General features: G+C 74.9%; 18 protein-coding genes and 3 tRNA genes. 11 read left to right on the plus strand and 10 right to left on the minus strand.

Features of this window, described 5'->3' with window-relative positions; all coding sequences use genetic code 11:
• Nucleotides 1-92: 92 nt before the first annotated feature.
• The 5 genes from JOE63_RS05045 to JOE63_RS05065 all read right to left on the minus strand — a co-directional run bounded on the left by JOE63_RS05045 (nt 93) and on the right by JOE63_RS05065 (nt 1,413).
• On the minus strand, nt 93-401 hold the full coding sequence (locus JOE63_RS05045) for a DUF3618 domain-containing protein (protein WP_087471010.1): 309 nt from the start codon (nt 399-401) through the stop codon (nt 93-95).
• Nucleotides 398-820 carry a phage holin family protein gene (locus JOE63_RS05050; RefSeq protein ID WP_087471011.1) on the minus strand — a complete coding sequence of 141 codons (423 nt, stop codon included), beginning with the start codon at nt 818-820 and terminating at the stop codon, nt 398-400. Before JOE63_RS05050 ends, JOE63_RS05045 begins: the two co-directional genes overlap by 4 nt.
• Before the next feature lie 159 nt (nt 821-979).
• Nucleotides 980-1,052, minus strand: a tRNA-Phe gene (locus tag JOE63_RS05055).
• Nucleotides 1,053-1,102: 50 nt separating this feature from the next.
• Nucleotides 1,103-1,176 (minus strand) — tRNA-Asp (locus JOE63_RS05060).
• A gap of 164 nt (nt 1,177-1,340) precedes the next feature.
• A tRNA-Glu gene (locus tag JOE63_RS05065) sits at nt 1,341-1,413 on the minus strand.
• A gap of 136 nt (nt 1,414-1,549) precedes the next feature.
• Here JOE63_RS05065 and JOE63_RS05070 point away from each other — a divergent pair.
• The 9 genes from JOE63_RS05070 (at nt 1,550) to JOE63_RS05105 (ending at nt 8,568) form a co-directional block, all read left to right on the plus strand.
• Complete coding sequence (locus JOE63_RS05070) at nt 1,550-1,894, plus strand: metallopeptidase family protein (RefSeq protein ID WP_087472743.1); 345 nt, start codon at nt 1,550-1,552, stop codon at nt 1,892-1,894.
• Nucleotides 1,895-1,934: 40 nt separating this feature from the next.
• Nucleotides 1,935-2,252, plus strand: coding sequence for an ArsR/SmtB family transcription factor (locus JOE63_RS05075; protein WP_204539642.1), 318 nt, complete (start codon nt 1,935-1,937; stop codon nt 2,250-2,252).
• Between the two features lie 110 nt (nt 2,253-2,362).
• Nucleotides 2,363-3,289: a cation diffusion facilitator family transporter gene (locus JOE63_RS05080; protein ID WP_087471012.1), complete on the plus strand. Its 927-nt coding sequence runs from the start codon at nt 2,363-2,365 to the stop codon at nt 3,287-3,289.
• A gap of 45 nt (nt 3,290-3,334) precedes the next feature.
• Complete coding sequence (galE, locus tag JOE63_RS05085; RefSeq protein WP_087471013.1) at nt 3,335-4,354, plus strand: UDP-glucose 4-epimerase GalE; 1,020 nt, start codon at nt 3,335-3,337, stop codon at nt 4,352-4,354.
• 90 nt (nt 4,355-4,444) lie between these two features.
• On the plus strand, nt 4,445-5,359 hold the full coding sequence (locus JOE63_RS20870; RefSeq protein ID WP_307839942.1) for a phytoene/squalene synthase family protein: 915 nt from the start codon (nt 4,445-4,447) through the stop codon (nt 5,357-5,359).
• Nucleotides 5,356-7,032: a phytoene desaturase family protein gene (gene crtI, locus JOE63_RS20875; protein ID WP_244286030.1), complete on the plus strand. Its 1,677-nt coding sequence runs from the start codon at nt 5,356-5,358 to the stop codon at nt 7,030-7,032. Before JOE63_RS20870 ends, crtI begins: the two co-directional genes overlap by 4 nt.
• Nucleotides 7,029-7,361: a lycopene cyclase domain-containing protein gene (locus JOE63_RS05095; RefSeq protein WP_087471014.1), complete on the plus strand. Its 333-nt coding sequence runs from the start codon at nt 7,029-7,031 to the stop codon at nt 7,359-7,361. The genes crtI and JOE63_RS05095 overlap by 4 nt, the downstream gene beginning before the upstream one ends.
• Nucleotides 7,358-7,702 carry a lycopene cyclase domain-containing protein gene (locus JOE63_RS05100; protein ID WP_087471015.1) on the plus strand — a complete coding sequence of 115 codons (345 nt, stop codon included), beginning with the start codon at nt 7,358-7,360 and terminating at the stop codon, nt 7,700-7,702. Before JOE63_RS05095 ends, JOE63_RS05100 begins: the two co-directional genes overlap by 4 nt.
• Nucleotides 7,699-8,568, plus strand: coding sequence for a prenyltransferase (locus tag JOE63_RS05105; protein WP_087471016.1), 870 nt, complete (start codon nt 7,699-7,701; stop codon nt 8,566-8,568). The genes JOE63_RS05100 and JOE63_RS05105 overlap by 4 nt, the downstream gene beginning before the upstream one ends.
• Before the next feature lie 119 nt (nt 8,569-8,687).
• Here the strand turns inward: JOE63_RS05105 and JOE63_RS05110 are convergent, their stop codons facing one another.
• From JOE63_RS05110 to JOE63_RS05120, 3 genes are all read right to left on the minus strand, one after another.
• Complete coding sequence (locus JOE63_RS05110; RefSeq protein WP_204539645.1) at nt 8,688-10,151, minus strand: M15 family metallopeptidase; 1,464 nt, start codon at nt 10,149-10,151, stop codon at nt 8,688-8,690.
• 357 nt (nt 10,152-10,508) lie between these two features.
• Nucleotides 10,509-11,780 (minus strand): threonine/serine exporter family protein, encoded by a 1,272-nt coding sequence (locus tag JOE63_RS05115; RefSeq protein ID WP_204539648.1) that lies wholly within the window; start codon nt 11,778-11,780, stop codon nt 10,509-10,511.
• A gap of 62 nt (nt 11,781-11,842) precedes the next feature.
• Nucleotides 11,843-12,259 carry a pilus assembly protein CpaE gene (locus JOE63_RS05120; protein WP_087471019.1) on the minus strand — a complete coding sequence of 139 codons (417 nt, stop codon included), beginning with the start codon at nt 12,257-12,259 and terminating at the stop codon, nt 11,843-11,845.
• Between the two features lie 124 nt (nt 12,260-12,383).
• On the opposite strand from JOE63_RS05120, the gene JOE63_RS05125 reads away from it, so the two are divergent.
• Both JOE63_RS05125 and JOE63_RS05130 read left to right on the plus strand, forming a co-directional pair.
• Entirely contained in the window at nt 12,384-13,112 is a 729-nt protein-coding gene (locus tag JOE63_RS05125) for an antibiotic biosynthesis monooxygenase (RefSeq protein ID WP_157759573.1), read from the plus strand.
• A gap of 9 nt (nt 13,113-13,121) precedes the next feature.
• Entirely contained in the window at nt 13,122-14,771 is a 1,650-nt protein-coding gene (locus tag JOE63_RS05130; protein ID WP_204539650.1) for a mechanosensitive ion channel domain-containing protein, read from the plus strand.
• 50 nt (nt 14,772-14,821) lie between these two features.
• Here JOE63_RS05130 and surE read toward each other — a convergent pair whose 3' ends face one another.
• Entirely contained in the window at nt 14,822-15,589 is a 768-nt protein-coding gene (surE, locus tag JOE63_RS05135; RefSeq protein ID WP_204539653.1) for a 5'/3'-nucleotidase SurE, read from the minus strand.
• Nucleotides 15,590-15,640: 51 nt separating this feature from the next.
• Entirely contained in the window at nt 15,641-16,642 is a 1,002-nt protein-coding gene (locus tag JOE63_RS05140; RefSeq protein WP_204539656.1) for a 1-phosphofructokinase family hexose kinase, read from the minus strand.
• Nucleotides 16,643-16,657: the final 15 nt, after the last annotated feature.

Here is a 16,657-nt window from a genome sequence, read left to right on the forward strand (position 1 = left end):
CCTCGCGCCAGCGCCGCCGGCACGGCCGGCGCGACGGACACGGCACGGCACGTCCTGACGGGTTCGACCTGGAGGACGTGCAGGGAAGTGCGCTAGGAGCGCCGCCGCAGGATCGCCGCGGCGACGAGCGCGACACCGGCCACGACGGCACCCAGCAGCAGCTTGACGTTGCGCGAGCGGTCCGGGTCCTCCTCGGGCAGCCCGCCTCCCGTGAGGAATGCCCCGGTGTCGGTCGCGGCCTGCTTGGCCTGCTGCGCCGCCTGCTTGGCCTGGACGCGCGGGTCCAGGCGGGTCGTGAGCTCGTCGATCGTCCCTGCGAGCTCGGCGCGCGTGCGCGCGATCTCGTCCTCGAGCTGGGACTGGGTCAGCGGGGGCACCGGGGCCCCGTCGGTTCCGCTCACGGGCGCAGCCCTTCCTTGATGGTCGCGACGTCTTCCTTGATGCTGTCGACCGCCCCGGTCGGGGTCGGAGGGACGCCTCGCTGGAGCTGCTTGACGCCGACGAACGCGAGCGTACCGGCGACGAGAACGAGCACCAGGCCGACGATCAGCGCGGCGAGCCACAGCGGCATCACGGTCGCCAGGCCCTCCATGGCGGAGTGGAAGAGGAAGCCGATGCCGTAGAGGACGAGCACCCCGCCCACCACGAGGAGCCCGATGCCGATGCCGGCGTGCTTGGCCTTCGTCGTGAGCTCGGCCTTCGCGAGCGCGATCTCGGAGCGGACGAGGCGGGTCGCCTGCTCGGACAGGCGCTCGACGAGCTGCCCGACCGTCGGCTTCTGCTCCTCGGGCGGGATGCGCCCGTCGATCCAGTCGCTCATCTCTCCGCCTTTCCGCAGGTGACCCCACCACTCAACCGGCACCCGGGTCGGTGCGCAACTTCCCGAGGGCCTACGGCGCACGCCGGGGGGAGGGGTGCACCTCGTCGTCGGTGGGATGCAGAAGACCCCCGCCCGGATCCCGGGCGAGGGTCTCTTCGGTGGCTCCGACCGGCGTCGATCCGGTGACCTTTCGATTTTCAGTCGAACGCTCTACCAACTGAGCTACAGAGCCATGGGGGAAGAGCCCGGCCGGCCGATGCCGACCGGGCTCTTCGCCTCACGCGACCCTGACGGGACTTGAACCCGCGACCTCCGCCGTGACAGGGCGGCGCGCTAACCAACTGCGCTACAGGGCCTTGCTGTTCTTTCGCGAGACACACCCTAACACCAGGGGACCCGGTGGTTTTCACCAGTGAACCTGGTGGTGTGGTGGCCCGCTTTCGAACCGAGAGGATCGTACCGTACCGAGGAGCCGATCCGTAAATCCGCTGGTAGCCACCGGTCCCGGTGCGATCACGCGTACCCCCAACGGGATTCGAACCCGTGCTACCGCCGTGAAAGGGCGGGGTCCTAGGCCGCTAGACGATGGGGGCTCAGGAACGTGCGCCAGTGTACAGCGGCACGACCGTGACCTCCTGGTCGGATCGTGGCAGCCTCCTCGGCCGGGCTCCCCGGTGGCCGGCGCCGCCGAGGGTGCCGCCGACAGGGGAGGATGGTCGCGTGGTGGAGATGACGCGGGCCGAGTTCGAGGACGCCGTGCGCGACGGGCTGGACCTCGTCCCGCCGGACCTCGCGGCGCAGATGGACAACGTGGTGGTGCTCGTCGAGGACGACGCGCCCGCCGACGACCCCGAGCTGCTCGGTCTCTACGAGGGAGTTCCCCTCACGGAGCGCGACCACATGTGGGCGGCGGGGGCGCTGCCCGACCGCATCACGATCTTCCGCAACCCGACGCTCGCGATCTGCGAGACGCGCGAGGACGTGGTCGAGGAGGTCGCGGTGACGGTCGTCCACGAGATCGCGCACCACTTCGGCATCGACGACGACCGCCTGCACGAGCTCGGCTGGGACTGAGGTCGCGCGGCGCGCGGGCGCCGATCGCTACGATCGGGTGGTGACGACGAGCGCCGCGAGCGACCCCCGGCACGACGGCGCGCACGACCACGAGGCGGTCGCGCGACTGCTCCACGCGCTCGCCGACCCGAGCCGGCTCGCGATCGTGCACCTGCTGACCGGCGCCGAGCGGCGCGTCGTCGACCTCACGCGCGAGCTCGGGCTCGCCCAGTCGACGGTCTCCGCGCACCTGACGACCCTGCGCGACGTGGGCGTCGTCGCCGTGCGGCGTGAGGGGCGCTCGTCCTGGTACCGCCTCGTCCGGCCCGAGGTGGCGCACCTCCTCGCCGACGCCGAGCACGTCGCGCTCGCTCCCTGACCCCACCTCGTCCCCGCGCCCTCGGCGGGCGCCGTCGTACGGCGGAGTCGGGCTGGTATTCATCGCTGATCACCGATATCATCGTCGGTGAACGATGAATAGGAGGGGTGATGGGAGCCGGTCACGACCACGGTGCGGGGGACGTCGCCGCGCCCGACCACCGCGCACGGCTCGCGGTCGCGTTCGGGATCACCGCGACGATCCTCGTCGCGCAGGCCGTCGGCGCGGTCCTCACGGGGAGCCTCGCGCTCCTCACGGACACGGCGCACATGCTCACCGACGCGACAGGGCTGGCCGTGGCGCTCGTCGCGGCGTCGCTCGTGCTCCGGCCCGCGACCAAGCGCCGCACCTGGGGCTTCCGCCGCGTCGAGGTGCTCGCCGCCCTCGCGCAGGCGGCGCTCCTCCTCGCGGTCGGCGCGTACGCCGTCGTCGAGGGCGTACGGCGCCTGTTCTCGCCGCCGGACGTGCCCTCGTCGGAGCTCCTCGTCTTCGGGATCGTCGGCCTGGTCGGCAACGTCGTCGCGATCGCCGTCCTCGCGTCCGGGCGCCGCGCGAACCTCAACCTGCGCGCGGCGTTCCTGGAGGTCGTCAACGACGCCCTGGGGTCGGTCGGGGTGATCGTGGCCGCCGTCGTCATCGCGACGACGGGGTACCAGCAGGCGGACGCGATCGCCGGCCTGTTCATCGCGCTCCTCATCGTCCCCCGTGCCGTCCGCCTCCTGCGCGAGGCGACGGCCGTGCTCATGGAGTTCACGCCGGAGGGGCTGGACCTCGACGACGTCCGGGCGCACATCCTCTCGCTCGACCACGTCGAGGACGTGCACGACCTCCACGCGTCGACCGTCGCGACCGGCCTGCCGACGATCTCGGCGCACGTCGTCGTCGACGACGCGTGCTTCCGGGACGGGCACGCGCTCGAGATCACGGAGCGTGTCCGTTCGTGCGTCGCGCACCACTTCCCGGTGTCCGTCGAGCACTCGACGTTCCAGCTCGAGACGGCCGCCCTGCGCGACCGCGAGGCCCACGGGCACGCGTAGGAGCGCGCGGCGGACGAGCCGTGCGGCCCCACTAGGGTGGGTGCCATGACGATCCTCGTGACCGGCGGAGCCGGGTACATCGGCGCGCACGTGGTGCGCCTCCTCCAGGAGCGCGGCGAGAAGGTGGTCGTGGTCGACGACCTCAGCACTGGTCGCGCGGACCGCGTCGGCGACGCGACGCTCGTCGAGGTCGACGTGGCGTCCCCGGAGGCCGTGGACGTCCTGACGCGCGCCCTCACCGAGCACGACGTGCGCGCAGTGATCCACTTCGCGGCGCGCAAGCAGGTCGGCGAGTCGGTCGAGAAGCCGGCGTGGTACTACCAGCAGAACGTCGGCGGGTTCACGAACCTCGTCACGGCGATGCAGGCGGCGGGCGTCGATCGGCTGGTCTTCTCGTCGTCCGCGGCGACGTACGGCATGCCGTCGGTCTCCCTCGTCGAGGAGAAGCTGCACGCCGAGCCGATCAACCCCTACGGCGAGACCAAGCTCGTCGGCGAGTGGCTCGGCCGCGCGGCCGGTCGTGCGTGGGGCCTGCGGTTCGTCGCGCTGCGCTACTTCAACGTGGCCGGCGCGGGCTGGCCGGAGCTCGGCGACCCCGCCGTGCTGAACCTCGTGCCGATGGTGCTCGACCGCCTGGAGCGCGGCGAGCAGCCCAAGATCTTCGGCGACGACTACCCGACGCCGGACGGCACGTGCATCCGCGACTACATCCACGTCCTGGACCTCGCGCACGCGCACCTCGCGGCGCTCGGGTACCTCGACGTCGAGGAGCGCCCGTTCGACGTGTTCAACGTCGGGACCGGGCAGGGGTCGTCGGTGCGCGAGGTGATCGACGAGATCGGGCGCGTGAGCGGGCTCGACGTCACGCCGGAGGTCCTGCCGCGGCGCGCGGGCGACCCGCCGCAGCTCGTCGGCGACCCGCGCCGGATCAACGAGCTCTTCGGCTGGACCGCGACGAACGGGCTGCCCGAGATCATCTCGTCGGCCTGGGAGGCCTGGCAGGCGGGCCCGCGCCGCATCGAGGTCGCGGCGGCCGGCGGCGCGGAGGGCGCTCCCGAGGTGTGAGCGCGGGCATCCCGTGCCACCCTGGTTTCCTCAGCATGCTGAGGAATCAGCCGGGGAGGTTCCCCGGCGACGGGAGAGACGGGACGACCTGTGGGCGACGAGAGCGACCCGGCACGGCTGTACGACCTGACCGCCGCGCGCACGAGCCGGGTCGTGCTCGCGTCCTACTCGACCTCGTTCGGGCTGGGCGCGCGACTGCTCGACGCACCGACGCGCGACGGGATCGACGCCGTCTACGGCCTCGTCCGCATCGCCGACGAGGTCGTGGACACGCGCCGCGGCGACGGCGCGGCGGACCTCCTCGACGAGCTGGAGGCCGAGGTGGCGCGCGCGCTCGACCGCGGGTGGTCAACCAACCTCGTGGTGCACTCGTTCGCGCGGACCGCCCGCCGGTGCGGCATCGGCCACGCCGAGCTCGACCCGTTCTTCGCGTCGATGCGCACGGACCTCACGGTGCGCGTGCACGACCGCGAGAGCTACGAGCGGTACGTGTACGGCTCGGCGGAGGTCGTCGGCCTCATGTGCCTCGCGGTCTTCCTCAACGCGCGCCGTCGTCCCGGCGATCCGCTGCGGGTCGCGGAGCCGGTCCTCGTCCGCGGGGCGCGGGCGCTCGGCGCCGCGTTCCAGAAGATCAATTTCCTGCGCGACCTGCGCACCGACCACGACGAGCTCGGGCGCGCCTACCTGCCCGGCGTCGTCCCGGGGCGGCTGCGTCGTCGCGACGTCGAGGCGTTCTGCCACGAGGTCGAGGAGGACCTCGCCGCGGCGCGCGCGGCGCTCCCAGGGCTCCCGGTGCGGCCACGGATCGCCGTCGCGGCGACGGTCGCGGTCTACGAGCGCCTCCTCGCCCGCCTCGCGGCGACGCCTCCGGAGGACATCCTGCGGACGCGCGTGCGCGTCCCCGACACGGTCAAGGTCGCGCTCGCAGCCCGTGCCGCGGGTGGCCAGCTCCTCGGCCAGATGGCCTCCGGCCGGTCCTCCCGCCCGCGCAAGGTGCTCGCGTGAGGCCACCGCGCGTCGTCGTCGTCGGTGGCGGGATCTCGGGGCTGGCCACCGCCGCGCTGCTCGCGCGCGGGGGCGCGACCGTCACGCTGCTGGAGCGCCACGAGGTCCTGGGCGGCCGTGCGGGCACGCTCGAGGTGGACGGGTTCCGCTTCGACACCGGGCCGTCCTGGTACTTCATGCCGGAGGTGTTCGAGCACTTCTTCGCCCTCCTCGGCGCGCGCGTCGAGGACCACCTCGACCTCGTCCCGCTCGACCCGGCGTACCGCGTGTTCTTCGAGCGCGACGACCCGGGCGGTGCGCCGTCCACGTTCGAGCTCTCGGCGAGCCCGGGTGTGAACCGTGCCCGGTTCGACGCGATCGAGCCTGGGGCCGGCGACCGCGTGGCCGCCTACGCGGCCGAGGCGAGCGAGGCGTACGGGCTCGCGCTCGACCACTTCCTCTACACCACGTTCGAGCGGCCCGACCGCGCGCTCTCCCCGGAGGTGCTGCGTCGGCTCCCACGCCTCGCCGGGCTGCTGCGCGCGTCGCTCGCGGACCGCGCGTCGCGGGTCGTGCAGGACCCACGGCTGCGGCAGCTCCTCGGCTACCACGCCGTCTTCCTGGGCTCCTCGCCCTACCGCGCGCCCGCGCTGTACTCCCTCATGAGCCACCTCGACCTCGTCGACGGCGTGCAGTACCCGCGCGGCGGCATGCACACGCTGATCGAGGCCGTGGCCCGCCTCGCCCGCGCGGAGGGCGCGGAGCTCCGGACGGGTGCCGACGTCTCCGGGATCGAGGTGGTCCCCGGTGCCCGACGGCGCGGGCGCGTCACGGGCGTCCGCCTCGCCTCGGGGGAGGTGGTCGCGGCGGACGTCGTCGTCTCGGCCGCGGACCGGCACCACACCGAGACCGCCCTCCTGGACCCTGCGTGGGCCGACCTGCCCGCCGCGTCGTGGGAGGACAAGGGCCCGGGGATCTCGGCACTGCTCGTGCTCGCGGGGGTGCGGGGCGCGCTGCCCCAGCTCGCGCACCACTCCCTCTTCTTCACGCGCGACTGGCCCGCGAACTTCGAGGCGGTGCTCGGCACCGACCGGCGCAGCGACCCGGCGGGGCTGCGCGTCCCGGACCCCGCGTCGCTCTACGTGTCGCGCACGTCCGCGACCGACGGGCCGTCGTCGGGCGCGCCCGCGGCCCCGCCCGGGCACGAGAACCTCTTCCTGCTCGTCCCGTTCCCCGCCGACCCGACCCTCGGCGCCGACGCTCCGTCCCGCCGCACGCTCGACGCCCTCGCGGACCGCTACCTGGCCCAGGTGGGCCGGTGGGCGGGCGTCGCGGACCTCCCGGGCCGGGTCGTGACCCGGCGCGTGCTCGGGCCCGCCCACTTCGCGACCGAGCTCTCGGCGTGGCGCGGGGGCGCCCTCGGCATGGAGCACACGCTCCGGCAGTCCGCCCTGTGGCGGCCCCGGACCGCCTCCCGCCGCGTCGACGGGCTCTACCACGCGGGAGGTGGCACGATCCCGGGCGTGGGACTCCCGATGTGCCTCATCAGCGCCGAGCTCGTCACGAAGCGCCTGCTCGGCGAGACGTCGCCGCGCCCGCTGCCCACCCCGCTGCGCGCGGGCTACCTCGCGGCGAGCCGCCGGCCCGAGCGGGTCCGGCCGTCGGGTGCGCGGCCCGTCGAGGTCCGGCGGTGACCGGCCTCGCGTACCTCGGGGCGCTCGCGGTCTCCCTCGGGGGCCTCGCGGTGCTCGACCGGCGCTTCCGCCTCGCGTTCTGGTCGGACTGGCGCCGTGCCGCGCTCACCGTGGGTCTGGGCGTCGTCGGGTTCCTCCTCTGGGACGTCGCGGGGCTCGCGCTGGGCATCTTCGCGCGCGGCGAGAGTCCCTGGATGACGGGCCTCCTCCTCGCGCCCGACCTCCCGGTCGAGGAGGCGGTCTTCCTCACCCTGCTCTGCTACGTCGCGCTGCTCGTGTGGCGCTGGTTCGACCGCGTGGTCCGGCTCCGCCACGGCGGCGACGCATGACGAACCTCGTGCTCAACGTCCTCGTCCTCGCCGCGCTCGTCGCGGTCTCGTGGCGCGTGCTGCGGCGCCTGGGCGCGAGCGCGGTCGTGCGGACCGCCGTCGTGCTGTGCGTGCTGACGCTCGTGTTCGACACCCTGATGATCGCCGCGGACCTCTACGTCTACGCCCCGGACAAGATCCTCGGCGTGTACCTCTGGGGCGCACCGCTCGAGGACTTCGCCTACCCGCTGGCGGCGGCGCTCGGGGTGCCCGTGCTCTGGACCGTGCTCGGCGACCGGCGCCGTCCCGCGAGCACGCCCGACGCACCAGGTACCGACCGCCGCGACGAGGGGGTGCGGTGAGGGAGGTCCTCGCGGCGTCGAGGCCGTTCTCGTGGATCAACACCGCCTACCCGTTCGCCGCCGGATACCTCGTCGCGACCGGGGGCCGGGCCGACCTCGCGCTCGTCGTCGGGACGCTGTACTTCCTCGTGCCCTACAACCTGCTCATGTATGGCGTGAACGACGTCTTCGACTACGCGAGCGACCTGCGCAACCCGCGCAAGGGCGGGATCGAGGGGGCGCTCGCGGACCCCGCGACCGCGCGTGCGACCCATCGGCGCATCCTGCGTGCGTGCGTGGCGACCAACGTGCCGTTCCTCGTCGCGCTGCTGCTGCTCGGCGACCCGCTCGCCGGGCTGGTCCTCGCGCTCGTGGTGCTCGGCGTCGTGGCGTACTCCGCGCCGGTGCTCCGGTTCAAGGAGCGCCCGTTCCTCGACTCGTTCACGTCGGCGATGCACTTCGCCGGGCCGCTGCTGTACGCGCTCGTCCTCGTCGACGCAGACCTGTCGGCGCGCTCGGTGTGGCCCGTGCTCGTCGGCTTCGTCCTGTGGGGCATGGCCTCGCACGCGTTCGGCGCCGTGCAGGACGTGCGGGCGGACCGGGAGGGCGGCATCGCGTCCGTCGCGACGGCGGTCGGCGCGCACGCGACGGTGCTCGGCGCCGCCGCGGCGTACGTCGCCGCCGCGGCAGTCCTCGCCGTCCTGCCCTGGCCCGGCGTCCTCGCCGCGCTCCTGCCGCTCCCGTACGCCGCCAACGTGCTGCGGTTCCGCGACGTGCGCGACGACGACTGCGAGCGCGCGAACGCCGGGTGGCGCACGTTCCTGTGGCTCAACCTCGTGACGGGCTTCCTCGTGACGATGCTGCTCCTCGCGACCGCGCTCGCCTGACCGCGCGGCGGGACCCGGGGGGGGTCGGTCGGCGGCGGCGTCGCCGGCCGGGGACGACGACGGCCCCGGTCCGCGAGGTCGTCGCGGCGCCGGGGGCCGTGGTCGGGGGAGCGGGAGCCTCAGGAGAGGTCGCCGTACTCCCAGTGCCAGGGCTCGTTCTTCGAGCCGCCGGCGCGTGCCCACTCGGGGTTGTCCCAGCCGTAGGCAGGTGCGTTGGCCCGCATCCACTCGTACTGCGCGGTGCCGTACCCCTGGATGCCGCCGCCGAGGTCGAGCGCGAGCGCCCAGCCGTGGTTCGACATGCCGGGGGGCGCGGCGAAGTAGCCGCGCGACGCCTTGACGGCGACCTGCGAGGCGTAGGAGCGGTAGGAGTCCGTCACGGAGAGGTTCACGCCGAACGCCTCGACGAACTTCTGGTTGAGCGCCTCGATCTGGTGCGCGGCGTCGCAGCGGAGCTGCTCGCCCGGCGCGAACGACAGCTCGCACAGCGCGCTCGCGGGGATCTGCCCGTTGCCGAAGCCGGCCGTGGAGGCGGCCCACTGGTCGAGCTGAGCCGCGATCTCCGCGGCCGACGGCGGACCGGGCACGACCTGGACGGTCACGCCCGAGCCGGCCGCGTCGAGCAGCGTGGCGAGCTCGGCCGTCAGCGCGGCGATCTCCTCGGTGGACCCCGCGGGCGCCGGCGTCTCGGCGGCGTCGGTGGTGGCGTCCGTCGCCGTCCCGGTGGTGAGGTCGGGCGACGCGGTCGCCGAGTCGGCAGCCGCGGCGTCCTCCTCGGGGGACTCGGTCGAGGTGTCAGCGCTCGTCGCGGCGTCGGGTGCCGCCGCCGTCCCCGCCTCGTCCGAGGACTCGTCCGACGCCGTGGCCAGGTCCGGCACGGTCGGCTCGAGCGTCGGGAGGGCGGCGAGGTCCTCGAGGGACGTGCGGGCCGAGGACCGGCTCGCGCGGTCGGAGCCGCGCTCGGCGAGGTGAGGCACGCTCGCTTCGAGGGTGTCGGACGCGGTCAGCAGCGCGTCGCCCTCGGTGTCGACCGCGGCGTCGTCGTCGGCGACCTCGTCGTCGGCGGTGTCGGCTGCCGTGTCGTCCGCGGTCCCGCCCAGCCCGGAGTCGGCGAGCGCGGGCAGGCCGGCGAACGCCGACGAGCCGTCGGTCGGGGAGGCCGCGGTGACGGCCGTGCTGAGCCGGGTGCGCGCGTCCTCGATCTGGGCGATCTGCTCGGGAGTCAGCCCGGCGGCGCCCTCCCCGGTGAGGAACTGTGCCCGCACGAGGGCGTCGCTCGCCGCGTCGACGGTGGCGGGGTCGGCCGCGACCGCACCCAGGGTCACCGGCGCCGTGCCGGCAGCGGTCGACGTGGTCGGTACGGCGGACGAGGAGTCGGCGGGCACATCCGCCGACGGCGCACCGCCGTCGGCGAAGGCTGCCGCGGCGGTGCTCGCGGTGAGCGCGACGGCCGCGACGGCGGCGCCGGTCCCGAGGGTGCGGCGACGGCGGGGCGCGACGCGTGCAGCGCCGTGCGCGCCGCGGCGCGCGGCGGAGGCGAGGGTCGCGGGGAGCGAGGCTCGGCTCGCGGTGTGGCGGCCCATCTAGCGCGCCTCGCCGGGGGCGGCGGGGCGCGCGCCGGTGGTGCTGGTCGTGTGCGGTGCGGTCTTCTGGTGCTGTGCAGTGGTCAAGCGAACGATCCGATCATCGGGCCGTGGTCGCGGGCGGTCGAACGCGGGAGCGCTCCCATCCCTGGTCCACCTGCGCAGGACGGAGCGCTGGGTGACCACGACGGCGTGCGGTCGGGGCGGGACGCACGCGCCCTCTCACCACGACGCCGGCTGGTCTGGTCGCAGGGTGGACCTCGGAGACCGGTCGGCTGTTCCATCTTCAACTAGACAGGCGTCCAGCGGGACCCTCTGACGGGGGGAAGCCTCGGGAATGGGGTGCCGACCGTGTGGTCAGGATGTGAAGAGGGTACGTGTCACCCGTCCCGCGTCCCGCGTGACCGCCGAACCGACCAGGGTGCCCAGCGCGATCCCGAAGACCGCGACGACCGCGTTCGCGATCTCCTGGGCCGCCTCCGGTCCGCCGTTCACCAGGTCGGAGAGGCCCAGCAGGCTGAGCGCCCCGGGCACGAGGAGCCAGAACGCCGGGAGGGTCGTGACGGCGGCGGGCGGTCCGTGCGGCGTCCGCTCCACGAGCGCGGCGAGCGGCGCGATGACGAGGGCGCCCACGAACCCCGCGAGCGGTGCGGCGGCGAGCGCCCCGGCGAGCTGGGCCGCGTACGCGCCGAGCAGGACGAGCAGCACCCAGGGGAGCGAGCCGCGCGGCGACGACGCGAAGTACATCTGCCCGAGCCCGACGGCGAGGATCCCCACCCACGGCGCCCACCACCCGAGCTGGTCTGCCGCGGGCGCGGCGACGAGCGGGCCCGCGACCGCCGCCCCCGCGACGACCCCGAACACGAGGAGCAGGAGCTGCGCGACCCCGTACACGAGCCGGCTCGCGCCGGCGACGATCTGGTTGCTCGTCAGCTCGATCGCGGCGACCGTGAGCACCGAGCCGGGCAGGAAGGAGACGAGGGGCGGCACGAGCACGCTCAGCGGGTCGTCGCCCAGCCAGGGGTGGACGACGTCGATCGCCAGGAGCGTCACGACGAACGCCGCGACGACGGGCAGGGCGGTGGCGAGCGTCGGCCACCGCGTCCCGAGCCAGCGCAGGGCGCCGACGAGGATCCCGAGCGCGAGGTAGACCGGCAGGAGCCGGGCGGTCGGGTTGAGCACGAGGCCGAACCCGATCGTGAGCAGCCCGTGGCCGACGATCGTGAGGACCGCGCCGAACCGCGGCGGGCGCTCGACGATCGCGCGCAGCTCGGCACGGGCGTCGGCGAGCGGGACGTCGGTCGTGCGCAGGCGGTGCACGAGGGTCGTGAGCGCCCCGATCTGGTCGAGGTTGAGTCCGCTCGCGGCGGCGGCCGCGAAGTCGGCGACCGTGCCGCCCGCGGTGCTGACCCGGACGAAGACGCCGGTCGGGAGGACGAGCGTGCCGACGGTCGACGCGCCCGAGCGCCGCGCGACGGCCTCCAGGTCGTCCCCGACGTCCGTCACGGAGCGCCCGGAGTCGAGCAGGGCGGTCCCGAGCTCGCGCAGAAGAGGGACGAGGTCGGGCGACACCTCGGGCGGCTCGGGATCGACCGCGGGGGGCGGCTCGTCGCCCAGCGCTCGCAGCACGCGTCGCACGACGGACGGAGCGCGTCGCACACCGTCGAGCCAGCTCGTCTTCCGCCGGCGGGTCAGGGCGGGTCCTCGGTGCTCGCGGCGACGAGCGCGAGCAGGGCGCGCGCGTAGGCGTCGGCCGCGTCCGTCGCGGCGAACGTCGCGAGGTCGTCGAGCACCTCGGTGCGCACGACGTACCCGGCCGCCGACCGTTCCAGCGCGCGGAAGGTCCCTCCGAGCAGCTCCCGGAGCTGCTCCTCGAGCGGGTGCCAGAGCGCGTCCTCGAGCGCGACCGAGTCGAGCGCCCACTCGGTCGTCCCGTTGAAGCCGAGCACGACGCCGGTGTCGAACTCGTGCGGCTCGATCGTCATGTCGCTCACGGTGAAGACGTCGCCGTCGCCGCCCGTGGCGAGGAGGCGGAAGCGGTCGCCCGACGCCGGGGACCACCGCACGCCCGCGTCGCGCAGGGCGAGCGCGAGCTCCCACGAGATCATGCCTGCCACGGTAGGCCTGGGCCGCCCGGCCCGCGCGTCGGCCCTCGTCCCGACCCGCGGGACGATCCGTCCCGCGCCCGCGCGCGTTCACGACCCGGAAACACCCGGCACGTTCACTCGTCCCATGACCCACGACGTCCCCGAGGGCGAGCGGCGGACCGGCGGCGACCCCGCCCGTGCCCTGCGCCCGACCCCGCCCGCCCGTGCCGACCACCGTCCGCTCGTCACCCCCGCCGCCGGGCCGGTGACCGTCGCGATCGAGCGGAGGGTCCTGCCCGAGAACGTCCCCGCGGTCACGCGCTGGGTGCAGACCGGTGTCAACCTCGCCAACCGCTACCCGGGGTTCCTCGGCTCCGGCTGGGTGCGGGCGTCCGCCGGGTCGCACGACTGGCACATGCTCTACCGCTTCGCCGACGCCACCACGCTCGACGCGTGGGAGACGTCGCCGGACCGGGTGCGCTGGCTCGCGCAGGGCCGCGACCTCGTCGAGGAGACGCGGGTCGAGCGGCGCACGGGCATCGAGGGCTGGTTCGACGCCCCGGCGGCGAGCGTGCCGGCGGCGCCGGGTGCTGCGGCAGCGGCGGCGCCTCCGCGCTGGAAGCAGTCGGTGAGCATCTGGCTGGGGTTCTTCCCCGTGAACCTCGCGTTCACCCTCCTCGTCGGGGCGCTCGTCCCGGCGTGGGACGCCGTCCCGGTCGTCCCGCGCGTCCTCGCCACGACGCTCGTCCTCACACCGGTCATGACCTACCTGGTGCTGCCGCGCGTGACGCGGCTCCTGGCGCCGTGGCTCGCCCGCCCGCCGCGGTCCCGCACGAGGGGCGGCCCGGAGGTGACGGCGGGCGGGTCTGCCTAGCCTGAGGTGATGGACGCCGAGCTGGAGAACACGACCGACGTGCTCGTCACGCTGGGCGCGGTCGCGGCGGGTGTCGTCGTCGCGTTCGTCCTGGGGACCGTGATCTCGGCCGTCGTGCGCCGGGCCGGTCGGCGCAGCGAGCTCGCCCGCGACCTCTCCCGGCGGCTGCGCCGACCGGACCGGGCCGTGCTGACCGTCGTCGCGGTGTGGGTCGCGGTCCGCCTCACGACCGACGCCTCGACGCCGTGGCGCCCCGCCGTCGAGCACCTGCTGCTCATCGCGCTCATCGTGGTCGGCGCGTGGTGGGTGGGCGCGATCGCGTTCGTGCTCGAGGACTCCGCGCTGCAGCGCTACCGCATGGACACCGCGGACAACCGGCACGCGCGCCGCGTCCGGACGCAGATCACGGTGCTGCGCCGGCTCACCGTCGCGGTGATCGTCGTGTGCGCGGTCGCGGGCATCCTGCTCACCTTCCCGGCGGCGCGCGCCGCCGGGGCGAGCCTGCTCGCGTCGGCGGGGCTCATCTCGATCGTCGCGGGCCTCGCGGCGCAGACGTCGCTCGCGAACGTGTTCGCAGGGATGCAGATCGCGTTCACCGACGCGATCCGCGTGGACGACGTCGTGGTCCTCGAGGGCGAGTGGGGCCGGATCGAGGAGATCACCATGACGTACGTGGTGGTGCACCTCTGGGACGACCGCCGCCTCATCATGCCGTCCACGTACTTCACGACGACGCCGTTCCAGAACTGGACCCGCCGCGCCGCCGACCTGCTGGGGACCGTCGAGCTCGACCTCGACTTCGAGGTGCCGGTGGGCCCGATGCGGGCCGAGCTGCGGCGTCTGCTCGCGCTCACCGACCTGTGGGACGAGCGCGTCGGCATCCTCCAGGTGACCGACGCCGTCGGGGGCCTCGTGCGGGTCCGCGCCCTCGTGAGCGCGCACGACGCCCCGACGCTGTTCGACCTGCGGTGCTTCGTGCGCGAGGGCCTGGTCGACTGGCTCCAGCGCGCGGCGCCACAAGGTCTGCCGCGCACACGGCTCGAACGGGCGGCGGACGCTGTCGACGTGGCCGACGACGGGTCGGCCGCCGCGGCGAGCGACGGCGCCCGAGGCGACGTGGTGGGCCCCGCCGAGGACGGGGACGGGGCACCCGTCGCCCCGGCGCGCCCGCCTCGCCTGCCCGCCGAGCGTGGCTCGCGGCGGGCCGACGCGCCCGTGGTCCTCGGGACGATCCGGCGCGCGGGAGCGGGCGCGGGCGCCGCGCCGAGCGAGGACCCGACGCGCCTCGTCGGGGTCGTGCCGGGCCCGGTGGGGCGACCGGACGAGCGGGACGTCGGCGCCCGCACCGGACACGACGCCGAGGTGCCGGGAGGGACCCGGCCGCTCCCCGTCGTCGGGCACGACGACGCGACGCCTGAGGCCGCGGAGTCCGCCTTCTTCAGCGGGACCCCCGAGGGGGAGGAGCGGTCGCGCGCGTTCGCGGGGCCGGGCCAGGACGTCATCGAGGAGCGCGAGCGCACGGCCGAGCACGGCGCCGTGCCCGACGAGGACGCCACCGACGAGGCGAGATCGGGCGACCCCGCCGACGACAGGGACGGCGTCCCCGGGGACAACGGGGACGGCGACCCGGGGGACGGCGACCGCCGCCCCCGAGGCTGAGGACCGGACCCGGACGCGTCCCCCTGCTCGACCGACCCCACGAGCGGGGCTCAGGTCAGGCCAGGGACCTCGACCGTCGCGTCGGCGTACGGCGCGACGAGGAGCGTCGCGGTGGCCCAGCCGCGCGTGAGCAGGCCGGTGTCGGAGTCGGGCTCGGAGTGCCGCTCCGTGCCGGAGTACTGGAGCACCAGGTGCCGGTCGCCGTCCTCGTGGATGTTCGCCTGCACGAGCCCGAACGTCGCGAGCGGAGCCTGCCGCAGCCCGCGCAGCCGGTCCGGCGGGACGTCGGGGACGTTGACGTTGAGCGTGCGCCGGTCGAGCGGGACGTCCCGCGACGCGGCGTCGTCCATCCACGCGAGGACGTGGTCGGTGACGAGCCGCGCGGTGTCCCAGTGCTGCGGCTCCGCGGCGTCGACCGAGACGGCGAGCGACCGGATCCCGTGCGTCATCGCCGACAGCGCCGCGCCCACCGTCCCGGAGTGCAGGATCGCGTTCCCCGTGTTGGCGCCCTTGTTCGCCCCCGAGAGCAGGAGGTCCGGCCGGGGGCCGAACCCGCCGTAGGCGGCGACGAAGGCGATGAGCGCGGGCGCGGCGCGGACGGCGTAGGAGGTCACGTCGTCGGGCAGGCCCGGCGCCCGGCGTGGCTCGACGGCGAGCCGGCCGTCGAGCTCGGCGCCGAGCAGGGACGCGCTGGCGCCCGACGACTCGCGGGCGGGGGCCGCGACGACGACCTCGTAGCCGGCGTCGAGCGCCGCCCCGGCGAGCACCGCCAGGCCGGGCGAGTCGATCCCGTCGTCGTTGGTCACGAAGGCGCGCACGGTGGTTCTCCTCTGTGGTCGTGGGTCGGGGTCGGTCGGGGTCGGTCGGGTTCAGGTGCGGGCCTCGCGCACCGTGATGCGGCGCGCGAGGCGCTCGATCTGGTCGCGGCGGCCCGTGCCGAGCCCGCGCCGCGTGACGTTGAGCGCGCCCGCCGCGGCACCGAGGCGCACGGCGTCCGGGAGCTCGAGACCGCGGCCCAGCCCGACGGCGATGCCCGCCGTCATGGAGTCGCCCGCGCCGCGGTGGTCGACGGTCGTGATGCGCGGTGTGCGCACGGTGTACGTGTGCTCGCGCGTCACGAGCAGCGAGGGGTCGTGCGCGCGCGACACGACGACCGCGCGCGGCCCGGCGTCGACCATGCCGCGCGCGGCGGCGAGCAGGGCCGCCTCGGTGTCGTCGTCGGCGAACCCGCCGTCGACCATCTCCTCGTGGCTGATCTTGAGCACCGCGCCGGGTGCGTCGGCCACGGCGCGCGCCTGCTCCCCGGAGAGGTCGGCGACCACCTGGCGCTCCGAGGCGTGCAGGTCGCGCGCGAGCCGCCCGAAGAACGACGCCGGGACCCCGATCGCGGTCTCCGACCCGGTGAGGATGGTCACCGCGGCGTCGAGGCCGGACACGAGCACCGTCCCGTAGAGGTCGTCGACCTCGTGCCGGTTCAGCGGGAACGGGTCCATGGTCACGACCTCCTCCCGGTGCCCGCTGCGGCGGTCGTGGACGTACGCGCCGTTGCCACCGGTCGTCGTCGCGCGCAGGTCGAGGTGCTCGGCGCGCGCGAGGTGTGCCGCGACCGTCCCCGTCTCCCCGCCGAACGGCCCGCACACCACGACCTGCGCGCCGAGCGAGTACGCCATCCGTGCGAGCCACAGGCCCTGGCCACCGGGGTGGACGTGCACCTCGGGCGACGTCTCGAACGGCCCGGCAGGTTCGATCTCCACGGTGAGCAGCGGTGTCAGCGCGAGCACGCACACCGCCGGGACGCGTGCGGGTCCCTGTCCGGACGGGTCGGGCGGGGTGGGGAGCGGACCGGGCGAGGGCGTCGGGGTGGCGCTCATCCGTCCACGCTAGGG

Origin of the sequence: Cellulosimicrobium cellulans, assembly GCF_016907755.1 — a bacterium.
Taxonomy (GTDB): domain Bacteria; phylum Actinomycetota; class Actinomycetes; order Actinomycetales; family Cellulomonadaceae; genus Cellulosimicrobium; species Cellulosimicrobium cellulans_D.